The 12,576-nt window shown below is 48.9% G+C and carries 11 protein-coding genes and 1 pseudogene; 7 read left to right on the top strand and 5 right to left on the bottom strand.

Features of this window, described 5'->3' with window-relative positions; all coding sequences use genetic code 11:
• Nucleotides 1-42: 42 nt before the first annotated feature.
• From E7Z62_02730 to E7Z62_02720, 3 genes are all read right to left on the bottom strand, one after another.
• Entirely contained in the window at nt 43-1,533 is a 1,491-nt protein-coding gene (locus tag E7Z62_02730; protein MBE6522029.1) for an APC family permease, read from the bottom strand.
• Nucleotides 1,534-1,695: 162 nt separating this feature from the next.
• Nucleotides 1,696-3,522, bottom strand: coding sequence for a hypothetical protein (locus tag E7Z62_02725; GenBank protein MBE6522028.1), 1,827 nt, complete (start codon nt 3,520-3,522; stop codon nt 1,696-1,698).
• A 14-nt stretch (nt 3,523-3,536) separates the two neighbouring features.
• On the bottom strand, nt 3,537-4,580 hold the full coding sequence (locus E7Z62_02720) for a magnesium chelatase ATPase subunit I (GenBank protein ID MBE6522027.1): 1,044 nt from the start codon (nt 4,578-4,580) through the stop codon (nt 3,537-3,539).
• 242 nt (nt 4,581-4,822) lie between these two features.
• On the opposite strand from E7Z62_02720, the pseudogene mttB reads away from it, so the two are divergent.
• The 4 genes and pseudogenes from mttB (at nt 4,823) to E7Z62_02700 (ending at nt 8,439) form a co-directional block, all read left to right on the top strand.
• Nucleotides 4,823-6,322, top strand: a pseudogene (mttB, locus tag E7Z62_02715) ([trimethylamine--corrinoid protein] Co-methyltransferase).
• A gap of 5 nt (nt 6,323-6,327) precedes the next feature.
• A complete protein-coding gene (locus E7Z62_02710; protein MBE6522026.1) occupies nt 6,328-6,990 on the top strand; it encodes a dimethylamine corrinoid protein 3 in 663 nt (220 codons plus the stop codon).
• A gap of 157 nt (nt 6,991-7,147) precedes the next feature.
• A complete protein-coding gene (locus tag E7Z62_02705) occupies nt 7,148-7,708 on the top strand; it encodes a winged helix-turn-helix transcriptional regulator (GenBank protein ID MBE6522025.1) in 561 nt (186 codons plus the stop codon).
• Between the two features lie 110 nt (nt 7,709-7,818).
• Nucleotides 7,819-8,439, top strand: a complete 621-nt coding sequence (locus E7Z62_02700) for a flavodoxin family protein (protein MBE6522024.1) — start codon at nt 7,819-7,821, stop codon at nt 8,437-8,439.
• Nucleotides 8,440-8,482: 43 nt separating this feature from the next.
• Here E7Z62_02700 and E7Z62_02695 read toward each other — a convergent pair whose 3' ends face one another.
• Nucleotides 8,483-8,827, bottom strand: a complete 345-nt coding sequence (locus E7Z62_02695; protein ID MBE6522023.1) for a hypothetical protein — start codon at nt 8,825-8,827, stop codon at nt 8,483-8,485.
• Between the two features lie 96 nt (nt 8,828-8,923).
• Between E7Z62_02695 and E7Z62_02690 the strand changes: the two genes are divergently transcribed.
• Nucleotides 8,924-9,553 (top strand): hypothetical protein, encoded by a 630-nt coding sequence (locus tag E7Z62_02690; GenBank protein MBE6522022.1) that lies wholly within the window; start codon nt 8,924-8,926, stop codon nt 9,551-9,553.
• On the opposite strand, the gene E7Z62_02685 is transcribed toward E7Z62_02690, so the two are convergent.
• Nucleotides 9,554-10,054 carry a hypothetical protein gene (locus tag E7Z62_02685; protein ID MBE6522021.1) on the bottom strand — a complete coding sequence of 167 codons (501 nt, stop codon included), beginning with the start codon at nt 10,052-10,054 and terminating at the stop codon, nt 9,554-9,556. It lies immediately after the preceding gene.
• Nucleotides 10,055-10,175: 121 nt separating this feature from the next.
• Here E7Z62_02685 and E7Z62_02680 point away from each other — a divergent pair, with 121 nt between their 5' ends.
• Entirely contained in the window at nt 10,176-11,891 is a 1,716-nt protein-coding gene (locus E7Z62_02680) for a hypothetical protein (protein ID MBE6522020.1), read from the top strand.
• 87 nt (nt 11,892-11,978) lie between these two features.
• The gene (locus E7Z62_02675; protein MBE6522019.1) at nt 11,979-12,527 is read left to right on the top strand and encodes a TATA-box-binding protein; all 549 of its coding nucleotides are present in this window, start codon (nt 11,979-11,981) and stop codon (nt 12,525-12,527) included.
• Nucleotides 12,528-12,576: the final 49 nt, after the last annotated feature.

Raw genomic sequence — 12,576 nt, 5'->3', positions numbered from 1 at the left:
GTTTGAGCCTCGGTACATGGGTACCGAGGTGTTGAAGTTTGATCACTCGTTCCAGTTGAGACCGTTGGGGATCTCTGGGTGGTGAGTGTGGTTCCACTTCTGCAACACATACCAAATCGGGATGTATATGATGGGGATGGCGATAGCTGCGATGCTGTAACCGATTCCCATATCCGGGTTGACATAGAGGTACCATAGCAGTGCTGGCAGGAATATACAGAATTCCAAGATGACAACTCCGATGGATACTCCAAGGAATCCACGGGGGCACTTGTACACTCTTTCAACATCTTTGAAGCGGGGGTCCCTGCGCGATTTGATGAATGCGAGCTGACAGAGTCCGTGAGCTATTACGTATCCGGGGCAGGACACGGCCAGTGTCTGACTAGCGGTAATACCTGCGATGATAACAAGGAATCCGATCGCGGCCTGGAAGAGCAGAGCGTTGACAGGCACACCATACTTGTTGGTCTTCGAGAGGAACATGGGCATGTGTCCGTTAGTTGCCATGACCTGAAGTGTCCTGGAGCATCCCTGCATGGATGTCTGAACGACGACGATCATTCCGATCATGAGAAGGAATGTCGCGATGAGCCCGACAGTGTCTCCGAAGCACATGTTAGCTATGGGGACAAGGGCGGCGGCACCTGCTGCATCGATCGCATCGTGCCCAAGTGTTCCGTAAACTGCAAATGATACGAAGAAGTAGAGGGCGAGACAGGCCAGACCGCACATGATCAGCGCCTTGGGAACATCCTTTGAAGGATCCTTGTATTCAGCACCATATGTCGCTGCGGTCTCCCAACCGACTGCACTCCACTGAGCGATCGTGAGAAGAGCGAGGACAAGCAGGAATCCGTCAGCGTTCCATGCCCAGTCCTCTCCGGTCCACAACCACTTCTTGGGTTCGATATCGTTGATGATGGTGTCGAGATCGAAGTAGCCCATGAGCATAGGGGCAAGAACGATGACGACAAGAGGGATGATAGTAAGAAGAGTAAGGATGAGTTGGAATTTTGCACCGCCTTCCAATCCTTTGAGGCTGGTTCCGATAGAGTATGCATAAACAACAACTCCAATTCCAACATACAGGAGGGTCTCCATCATGGGGTCGAGTCCGCTGAGATCAAGGGCCTCCATGAGATAATATGCTACCATTATGGTGAAGATGGGGATCACGGTCACCCAAGCCACGAAATAACTCCAGGCACCGATCGCACCTATGAGTCTTCCTGTGTTGATTCTTTTGTTCTTATATTTCTCATCATCCTCGAACACGTATTGGATGGAACCTCCAATTCCGGCGACACCGAATGTTGCACACAACTCACCGATTGGCAGGTTGATGAAGAATCCGGATATGACCGAAAGAACCCAGATAATTATGCTGAAAGCCCACATCGGGCCGGAAACATCTGCTACCGAGGGGATGATAAGGATAGGGACGCCCATAGCAACTATGAGTCCCTGCTTCCAGGTAAGGGACCGGACGAGTCCGGCACCTTCCTGAGGTACACTCTCTGTTTCACTCATGATACCACTCCGTCAAGACATCCTCCCGGATGTCCCTCCGATAATTTTGTATTGACTTGTCCAATATAAATATTGATTACTCATGAAATATGATGACTGAGTCATGTTAGTTGGAATTGAGATTAAATCAGATGATCAGTGTTCTAAAACCAAAGAATACGATCAGTGAAGAATGTTCTCGGACGATCTCAGATCCTCAATCTTGTAGTACGGCGCCTCTAGTGCGTACGACAATCTTATAGCTTTCTCGTTGGGCTCGGTGGATACTTTGGTATCGACTAAGACCATTTCCATCCTGTCCAAACGGACGTGCGTTGCGATCTCCAGCGCTTCTTCGAACGGATCCTTGCCCTCAGTCATAGCGATGTTTGCCACAGCATCAGTCATGATTATAACAAAGGCCATGTTGGAAGGATTCTTCCTAAGATACTGTCCGACATATTGGTGCATAAAGCTCAGAGCTTCGCTCAAAGGCGTCTTTTTCCCCGTAGGTATGTCATCGATGATCTTCTTGACACCGCCCACTGAACGTGTCGGGGGCAGAAGCATTCCTATGAATTCCTCATTGAATGTCATCACGGCAACGCTATCGCTGCGGACATAGTGATCCGCCAGCATGGACATTATTGCAGCCTTTACGGCCCTCATGCGAGCGCGCAGGACCAGAGAACCGCTGTTGTCAACCATGAAGAAGAATAAACAAGACGTGTGCTTCTCCCTGACCTTCTTCCTCAGGTCAGACGGCATTATTATCACGCCCTCCCTTCCCGTACTCTTCCTGCGGTACTGTTGATAGGGGGCGGCATAGCGAACAGTAGCATCCACTGCTAGATCCGAGGTCGATCCATCTGCAGGACTGGATGATACATATCTGCCATCCTTACCTGCATCTTTGATGAAACGACGCATGAGATGGCTATCTGTAGGCCCTCTTTTCTTGCGACTGTCATCCAGGAGATCTATGGTATCGAATAGTTTATCCATATCCAATACGGCTGCTTCCTGTTCCGTTCCGCTGCCATCATCATTCTTGCTGCTCGGTTTATCCACAAAGGCTGTTTGAACTGAATCCTTAGATTCTACTTCACTCTCTTCCGCTTTTTTCAGTAACTCCTTACGTTCATCATGAATGAACCTCTTCATGTGGGAGTCGCCGAAGAACAAGACCTTGTCCTCGACTTCTTTGGTCTGCTTCCTGAGATGGGTGCGACGATGGATGATGCAGACCCTCAAGGCAAACGCCAGATCATCTTCGCTTATTTCTGTGCGCCCTTCTAAAGCGGCTGAAGCTCTGCAGACCATCGCGGCCGAGAGACTTCCACGCATTCCCTGAACGCCATATACGTCACATGCCTCTACTATGGCTTCCAGAATATGATCTGGAATCGAAATTTTGCTGATCTGTTCCCTCGCCCGACCTATACGGCTGCAGAGTTCTGTATCGACATCAAGCTCCTGATCTGTCTCGGAGATGACACCTTTCATTACTGATACCCTCTTCTCACAGCTAGGGTCTCTGCTTATTATCACGCACATGTCAAACAGATCATTCAATGCCGACGACAAAGGTTGCTCTCTGTCATTCGCCGTGGCGACTATACTGGCTGAACATGGATAGGTCTTTGATATCCCCTCTCTTTCAATATGTATCTGGCCTTTATGTACGGAATCCATCATAGCTAATGACAGATTCTTAGGCAGAAGGTTGATGTCGTCAACCAGAACTATGTCTTTCTCTTTCCCCAGTATACCAGGTTCAAATTGTACTTCTCCTGTAGACAGAACCAATTCCAAATCGATGCTTCCGAACAGTTGCTCATCAGTTATGTTCTGAGGCACTATCCTGGCCCTCCTGCCGGTGTATGCTGCGGAGAATGAATGTATGAGTGCCGATTTTCCTGATCCCGCGGGACCTTTTATCAGTAGGCCGTGAAGATCAGGATCGACCATCAAACAAGAAAGAGCCCGCAGGGCATCGTCCATCCCCACGAACTGGTCCAGCTTCAGGATCCCAGATACCCCCTTAGCACACTGTCTAACTCAGCTTGGCGGAATTCCGCTTCCTCAAACGGACCTGATTTCATACGGTGACGAAGGATCAGGGATGCTGTAGAGGAAATGTCCTTGAAATCAATCTTATCTCTTCCTTCCAATGCAGCATTGGCTTTCGCTGCACGTATCATTGCGAGGTCTGCGCGGTGCCCCTCCATTCCAAAATGAATCGAGACCATCGCTATCGCTGTAAGCATCCTGTCAGGAACTTCAATGTGATCGATACGTTGCTTGGCATCGATTATCTTCTCACGCAAAGCGTCGATATCAGCCTGACATTCGGCCGTGAAACCTTCAGGATCGGCATCAAAGGCCAATCTTCTCTTAATTACCTCGACCCTAATATCTGGATCGCGTTCCGTCTTTATGTCTACGCACATTCCGAAACGGTCCATGAGCTGAGGACGTAACGTTCCTTCCTCCGGATTCATCGAACCGATCAGTACGAACTTTGCAGGATGTGAGAATGAGATGCCTTCCCTTTCAACGAAGTTCCTTCCCATAGCCGCAGAGTCAAGTAGAAGATCGACTATGTGATCGTCCAAAAGATTGACCTCATCCACGTAGAGGAGGTTTCCGTTCGCCTGTGCAAGAACTCCTCCTTCGTATTTCCTCTCGCCGGTACGAAGGACATGCTCAACATCAAGACTTCCAGAAATACGATCCTCGGTCGCATTGAGTGGCAGTTCCACAACCTTCATATCACGCATCGTTTCCTCGAATTGACCCGATTCCATTTTCCTTTTACAATCCTCACACAGATATCTGGGCATATCAGGATTGCAATGGAATTGACATCCGGCGATACAACGTACTTGAGGCAGAATCTGTGCAAGTGAGCGCACAGTGGTGGATTTCGCCGTACCTTTCTCGCCTCTGAGAAGAACCCCTCCTATCCCAGGATCTATTATATTTAGTAATAAGGCACGTTTCATCTCTTCCTGCCCGACAATGCGGACGAACGGGAATTGAAGATTCTTCTCTTTTTCCGGCATCGGCTCACCTATCGTTATTATCCTTTTCGGACGATACATCCATAATTGCAAAAGTCATATTTTTATTGTTGCGGTCAATTTTATTCGTTGAATTAATCATTATAAATATTGCAATTATCAATTATAATGATGACAACTCAATGATTTTATATACTTTTGATGAGTTCTCAATATCATGACTCGGGAAACCATGTTCCCCGAGACCATAGGAAGCCGCTTCGGCGGAATTGGAGGAAATAAAAATGGTAAGCAGGAACTACCCCGGTAGGGTAAAGAACAGCGGTATCAAGCTCGAACTTTTCAGCGAGGACGATATCCGTGAGATCGACTACGCAACAAGAGATATCCTCGCCAACTATGGTGTTCAGGTTTCAGACGAAGAGGGACTCAAGATCTTTGCAGAAGCAGGATGTGAGGTCAACTTCGAGACCAAAATGGTTAAGATCCCCTCAAAACTGATCAACCAGGCACTTCAGACGGCCCCCAAGATGTTCTACCTCTACGGACGTGACGATGAGCACACAGTCCCCATGATGCACAACGGACCTGTGTACTACACCAACTTCGGTACCGGAATCCAGATGTGTGACTACCTTGGCGACAACAAGTACAAGACCAGGGACTCCACAGAAGAGGATCTCGCAAACACCGCAAAGATCGTCGACGCACTGGACAACATCGCAGTCTACGCACTGGCTGTTTCCGCAAGGGACTGGGCAGGAAAGGGAGCAGAGGACGTCCACGAGATGATCACCTCACTCAAGAACACATCCAAGCACTTCCACCACATTGACCCCGTCGCAGAGAACGTGGACTTCTACTGGGAGATGCTCAAGACTTACTACAACGGCGATGAGCAGATGGCACGCAACAGGCCTATCATGTCCATGCTGGTCTGCCCCACATCCCCTCTCGAGCTGAGTCACAACGCAGCTCAGGTCATCATCAAGGGAGCAAGGTACGGAATCCCCGTCAACGTCCTCTCGATGGCAATGGCAGGAGGATCCTCACCTATCCACATCACCGGAACACTTGTTACCCACAACGCCGAGATTCTCTCTGGACTCGTCCTGAGCCAGCTCGCGAACCCCGGAGCACGTGTGTTCTACGGAAGTTCCACTACCACCTTCGATCTCAGATACGGAACCGCACCTGTCGGATCCCCTGAACTCGGAGTTATCAGCGCAGCTGTCGCTAAGCTCGGACAGTACTACGGACTGCCCGTCTACACAGCCGGTATGTAGACCGACGCCAAGATTCCTGACTCCCAGGCAGCCCACGAGAAGACCATCACCTCTCTGCTTCCTGCGATGGCAGGTGTCAACCTGATCTACGGAGCAGGTATGCTTGAGCTTGGACAGACCTTCTCCATGGAGCAGGTCGTAATCGACAACGACATCATGGCCATGAACTACAAGGCCATGGAAGGATCACCTGTCAGTGACCTCACCCTGGCAGTTGACGCAATCAAGGAAGTCGGTGTAGGAAACGACTTCCTTGCACACGAATCCACTATGGAGTACTTCGAGACCGCCTCCAACCCCGCAACCTTCGACAGGACCATGCTGGGCGAGTGGCAGTCAAACGGATCGAAGTCCTGCGTTGAGAGGGCACATGAGATCGTCGTCGATATCATGACCAACCACGTGGTAAAACCGATTCCCGAAGACCGCCTTAAGGCAATGGAAGCCATTGTAGAGCAGGCGGACGCAGCATTCAGAAAGAGGAAAGGAATGGAGTGATTTGAATGGCAACAACAGAAGAATTATGCGCAAGAGCAAAAGCAGCAGTAATGGCTTACAAAGTACCTGACGCAAAGGCTGTAGCAAACGAGGCAGTCGCTGACCAGAACGTTGACCTCGTTAAGGTCATCCAGGAAGGATTCAGCGCAGGAATCACAGAGGTAGGAAAACTCTTCGATGCAAAGAAGATCTTCCTCCCCCACATGATGGCAGCAGCCAACGCAATGACCGCTGGAATGGACATCCTCGTCCCCGAGATCGAGAAACGCGGTGGATCCGTCGGAGAGGGACTCGGAAACGTCGTCATGTGCTCCATCGAGGGAGACATCCACTCGATCGGAAAGGATATCGTGGCAATCATGCTGAAGGTCGCTGGATTCAATGTTTACAACATTGGAAGGGATGTTCCCCTCGGAACCATCGTCCAGGCATGCAAGGACTACAACGCCGTTGCAGTCGGAACCTCTGCACTCATGACCTCCACCATGGTCGGACAGAAGACCTTGGAAGAGATGATGGTGAAAGAGGGCCTCAAAGGGAAGGTCAAGACCAACGTCGGTGGAGCACCTGTCACCCAGCAGTGGGCTGACGAGATTGGAGCCGACATCTACTCAGAGAGCGCGAACGACGCAGTGACCAAGTTCACAGCTGCGTTCAGCGATCAGTGAGAGTCTTAATAAATCAAGGGGATCACGCCCTGCATTGCCCGCAGGGCCTGACCCTATATCCTCCTTCTTTACACCGGTCGTGATTCCCTTGATACCCCCCTCAAATATCTTAGATTTTGAAGGTACCTATTTAAATAATGAAATTATCCCACCATTAATGTCGGATGGGGAAGACGTCTATTGGAACTCATTTTTGCCTGCATTCTTCGACAGAATGAGTCTCGTGATGCGCAAGAACATGACCGAGATCGTTTCCGACCACGGCCTGACCAGCGCTCATGCAATCTACCTAATAGCTCTCCAAATAAAGGATGGACAGACACTTGTAAGTCTGTCACGCTTCCTTGACCTGGATACCGCCAACACCAACCGTGTCATCAAGGTACTCAGAGAGAAGGAACTCGTCTATGACGACCGTAAGTCGGATAGCAGCAAGAAGTACAACATCTATCTGACCGAAGAGGGCCATGCATTGGCAAAGAAGGTCATGGATGGTATCACAGAACTAAACAACAGCTACTTCCGTGAAATCCCCCGCGAAGATATTCTTCACATGAGGAACACCCTCATCCGCGTATTGAACAACATGAATGTCGATATCGACAGTTACATGGGTTCGAAGTACGAGGATCCCTTCTACACCCACCTTCATATCATCCCGCCAGAGGATGGATATGAGGCAGAATCTCTTCGTCTGTCGAGTACGAAGAAGCACTGAATGTTCACCATTCTTGAAGGTGTTAATTCATCCATTCAACTGGTAAGAGATGACATCCTGTTTTTATGCTGGACAAAATGTAACCTTTTAGTGTTAGTTAAATATGCTGGATGTATTATACTACTGCCTTTTTATACCAATTTGATAATAACAAATTGATGAGCAATATCGTCGCGATTTCATGCAGTCCGAGGCCAAATGGTAGTTCTGCTCAGATTACGGATGCATTCCTGGATGGAGCTATGGGGCTGTCCACCAACCTGGTTACCCTCCATAGGCCTGTAAAATTCAAATCGATACAGGATTGCCACCGCTGTATGGGATGCAAGAGCACTGGCAAGTGTGTGATCGACGACGACATACGTGTAGTCCTTGACGACATAATTACCGCAGACTGTGTTGTATTCTCCACACCTGTGTACTTCGAAGGACCTACCGCCCTCTACAAAATGGTAGAGGACAGGATGTATTCGTTCCTCGACGTGAACAAAGTGTCGACATTAGGGCCCAATAAAAAAGCCGTTCTTATCCTGACAAGCTGCTATCCGGAATCGGATCTGAAAAAGGTCGCAGAAACACTCGAGAAAAACCTCAAAACTATAGGGTTTGAGATTCTTGATGTGATTACCTATTGCGATAACTACGGCAAGGATCCTGTCAGCAAGAATGAAGAGCTCGTCCACAGGGCAAAATCGCTCGGTCGCACGATGCGTAACACACCGACCGTTTGAAGACATCTTACAGCTCCAGAGACTATCTCTTTATAGACTTAGGTCAACCCTTGGTCCCTTTCTTCTTTTTGCTCTTCTTATCCCTGTAAGGGATGAAGATGATCCAAATCACTATCATCGACATTACAGGAATGATCGCACGAGTCACATCGCCCAGCAAATAGTAAGCTGCAATCATGCCCAATACTCCGAATACCCCAAACCATCTGAGGATTGCACCTCCTCCCAGCATTAGCGTGAATAAAATGAAGACCAGGTAGATCAATATCTGGATCAAAGTCTGGGATCCGATTGACATGAATGTGTTGTCACCCACCGCTTCCGTGATGAACGGTATGATGTACAGTTCGGTGATGTACGGCACAACGACGACGAATAGGATCGTCATCACAACGCCTGCACAAAACTTCAGAATGAATCCCATGCGATGCCGTAGAATCAACGAACATAAGACATTTTACCTAGTGAGGGATTTCACCATTCGATGAGTTCGGATCCAGCTTACGATGCCTGCAGCAAAGCGAAAAGACAGTATGACAGCGGTAACATCCAGGGCGCAGTAGATACTTTAGAAGAACATCTGAAGACCGATCCCCACAACTGCAAGGTCAGACTTCAGTTGGCGCAGCACATCATCTACGGCCTCAAAAACAAGGAGTACGGGATGATGCAGCTTGATGTCATCCTAGATCTGGATCCCGATTACATTGATGCTCTGAAAGCCCAGATATCAATACTTGCCGAGGATAAGAAGAACAACAAAGTCACCAATGAGAAATTCCAAAGACTTCTCGAACTCGACCCTTCGTCGGATATGTACAACACATATGCTAGATTCCTCAGGAATCAGATGGTGGACTTCCCCAAAGCCGCCGAATACTATGAGAAGGCCATCGCGATCAACCCGAACAGATACGAATACCATCAGAACTATTCGGCACTTCTTCTCAATGACATCAAGGACTACGAGAAGGCCAAACAGGAGTTGGAGATACTGATGGGATTGAAACCTGGCGACTACAAGGTCAAACAGAACTACGACCGTCTCATGAGGGAAAAGTTCGACAAGAACGGCAACGTTAAGAAGTCCAGATTCGGATTCCTGAGACGCTGATCATAGCTTCGAACCGCAATGGATGCATTTCTTTACCCTGCGGTTCATGTATCCGCAGTGACTGCACTGAGGGAATCCTTTGACCGACAGTGGATTGATCCCATCACCCCTCCACCCTGACCTGACAATGGCGGAATCTATCTTCTCCATATCAGTGCTCAGCTCGTTGTTGTACCTCAGCATATCCTCGTTGAACATCAAGATAGCGTCGTCCCTCTCCTTCTCGATGATGTCCTGCTTCCCATAGATATCTTGCAACTTGTCGAGCTTCTTCTGAGTCTTGACTCTCACCATCTCTATCGGCTGTGTCCTGAGGACACGGTTTAGCTTCTTCATCTCAGCATCCATGGCAGATTGTATCTGTTCAGGCGTGAAATCCTCGAACGGACTGAATCCTAGCAGCCAATATGTGTTGAACCTGCGATCGGTATACAGCTCGCTGCCGCCTTGGGGCAGTTCGACCTGTTCCTTCTCTTCCTTATTCCTTGAGAAAAAGCCCATGGACATGCAACACACATCGATGCGTAAATAACCTATTACCAAATCTGGATGTAAAACGTCAAATATGGCTTTACCCTCATTATTATTCAGCGGCATCCGCTGTGGCAGGGAGGAAATCGATATGGCTTATGAGAAGAAGGAACGCAGAGACGGTCCCAAGCACGATTCGCACAAGAATGGTGACAGGCCATATAAGAAAGACGGCCCGAAGGGCCGCAAGCCATACGGTGACAGAAAGGATTTCAAGGGAAAGCCCAGAAAGGACTTCGGAGACCGTAAGGATCATCACGGGTCCGGTGACAGGAAGAAAGAGGACGGATTCCGCAGAGGGAAGAAGGAATTGGGAGAACGCCCACGCAGGGACAAGGATTTCAAAAACAGGAGAACCGACGGAAGGAGAGATTTCCACAAAAGAGAGGAATCCCGCCGCGAAGAGAATCCTGAACCAAGGAAACTCCTGCTTCCACAAGATGCATCCAGACTTCTCTACAGGGGAATAGACTGCCAAGTTAACGGCAATGATGATCTTGCAATGATCATGTTCCTTCACGGATCCGTCATGATGAGTGAAGGCTGCGAGAACAATGCCGACCGCATCCTGAAAGGTATAGGAAAGGCTGAATCCCCATCTCTCAGGACAAGGATTGGTCCACAGTGTTCGGAGGATGCCCTGATCGAATTCGACTATCTTTGCATACGCAGGGACGGATCCTATGACCGCACATTCTTCGATAATGAGTTCTCCAAACAGAACACCCACGCAATCTACCGCAAGATCTGCCTGGAAGAGATCGAAGCCGAGGACCCGATAATAGATGTTTTCGCATCCAGATATTCTGATGACGAAAAGAAAATCATGAAAGGCTTGGACCTGCTCAAAAGAAAGAAGGATTCAGAATCAGCGGCAGCCCATCTCGACAGGATTGAGGAGAGCATCAGACTGAAACAGTCAATATACGTCATGTTCACACGCGCGATGAACGGCGATGCAAGGGCTGTTCAGGAACTGAAGCAGAATTCCAAGAAGGTACCCGAGGCGGCATTCTTCAGCGAATTCCTGGCCGCAAGGGCTGAAGGCAACCAGATCGAATGGCTGAGAGCGAAAAACCCCCAGTATAAGGATCTCATAATCTCCAGACAGGGCGAGTTCAAGATACAGGACGATCCGTTCGGGATGTATCTGAAGGCTAAGAATCTTGAGATAAAGAAAGAAGAATACATGTCCGTCATGATGAACGCTGCACGGGCCGGTTGCCCAGAGGCCATCGACGAACTTTCTGGAAAGATGTTCAGGAACGATGTGAGGAAATGCCTTGCTGGAATCCATCTCAAGAACAACGATCTGCCCAACCTCATCATAGTCTACCAGGCAGGACTGGATGACATGTATTATCTTGACCAATACTGCGGCGGGGATCCTGATAAGATTCTAGAAGTGGGAAAGGAGCTGGGCAAACAGAGCGTAGGAAAGGAGATCGACTGGCTGAAGGACCATTATGACAAGGGAATGGAGTTCTGCAGACAGGCCCTGGTGGATAAATCGACAGATGATTTCTACCGCTCAAAGAAGATGATCTATACGCTTCATGACATCGGTGCTGACAGAGAGGCCGCCGAACTGTACTTCGAGATGGAAGGCGACCCCGAGATCCCATCCGTCAAGTGGCTCAAAAAGGTTTGCGGAGATGATGATGTCAAAGAATTCGTCCGCAGACACTATGAGGAGAAAGGAGACATCGCCACTTTCGATTCTATATTCGAGGACGATGGATACGAAAGACGCCCCAAAAGGTCTTCTGGTAGGCCCCACAAAAATTTTAGCAGACAGAGACGCTGATTCCCTGATCAAAAATAACATATTGGATGCAATATAAAACCAAAAAAGCGATAGCATTTAAATACTGCTTATAAATCCCGTAGAATCATGTGGGACCTTCACGTACAGAACATAGTAGCATCAACACAACTTTCCGACGGATTCGATCTGAACAAGATTATGGAGGGTCTAACCGATTCGAAATACGACCCCCACACATTCCCCGGACTTGTCTACAGGGTAAAGGAACCCAAGACATCAGTACTTCTGTTCAGGTCTGGAAAGGCCGTCTTCACCGGTTCCACCGACCTTCAGATGCTCGAAGCATCCGTCAACAAGGTCCTTACCGACCTGAAGGCAATCGGACAGGATGTCTACGACAACCCTAAGACCGAGATTCAGAACATGGTCTCCTCTGCAGATCTGGGAAACGAGGTCAATCTGAACACCACCGCAATTACACTCGGACTCGAGAAGGTCGAATATGAGCCCGAGCAGTTCCCTGGTCTCGTGTACAGGATCAACGATCCCAAGGTCGTTATCCTTCTGTTCGGATCCGGAAAGATCGTCATTGCAGGTGCAAAGAAGATCGAGGAAGCCGGAAGGGCAGTGGACAACCTTGCCGAAGAGCTTAGAAGCGCCGGACTCCTTCCGTGAACTGTTCCTAAAACTATCAAAAAGCCGCCGAAAGGCGGCAATTCATCTA

The organism is Thermoplasmata archaeon, from assembly GCA_015063285.1.
GTDB lineage: Archaea > Thermoplasmatota > Thermoplasmata > Methanomassiliicoccales > Methanomethylophilaceae > Methanoprimaticola.
This window is presented reverse-complemented; position numbering and strand designations above follow the sequence as displayed.

Bases quoted from the DNA above. Each gene is read 5' to 3' on its own strand.
- E7Z62_02730 (MBE6522029.1), bottom strand. From the start codon at position 1,533: ATGAGTGAAACAGAGAGTGTACCTCAGGAAGGTGCCGGACTCGTCCGG.
- E7Z62_02720 (MBE6522027.1), bottom strand. From the start codon at position 4,580: ATGCCGGAAAAAGAGAAGAATCTTCAATTCCCGTTCGTCCGCATTGTC.
- E7Z62_02710 (MBE6522026.1), top strand. From the start codon at position 6,328: ATGGCAACAACAGAAGAATTATGCGCAAGAGCAAAAGCAGCAGTAATG.
- E7Z62_02705 (MBE6522025.1), top strand. From the start codon at position 7,148: ATGTCGGATGGGGAAGACGTCTATTGGAACTCATTTTTGCCTGCATTC.
- E7Z62_02700 (MBE6522024.1), top strand. From the start codon at position 7,819: ATGTATTATACTACTGCCTTTTTATACCAATTTGATAATAACAAATTG.
- E7Z62_02695 (MBE6522023.1), bottom strand. From the start codon at position 8,827: ATGACGATCCTATTCGTCGTCGTTGTGCCGTACATCACCGAACTGTAC.
- E7Z62_02690 (MBE6522022.1), top strand. From the start codon at position 8,924: ATGAGTTCGGATCCAGCTTACGATGCCTGCAGCAAAGCGAAAAGACAG.
- E7Z62_02685 (MBE6522021.1), bottom strand. From the start codon at position 10,054: ATGGGCTTTTTCTCAAGGAATAAGGAAGAGAAGGAACAGGTCGAACTG.
- E7Z62_02680 (MBE6522020.1), top strand. From the start codon at position 10,176: ATGGCTTATGAGAAGAAGGAACGCAGAGACGGTCCCAAGCACGATTCG.
- E7Z62_02675 (MBE6522019.1), top strand. From the start codon at position 11,979: ATGTGGGACCTTCACGTACAGAACATAGTAGCATCAACACAACTTTCC.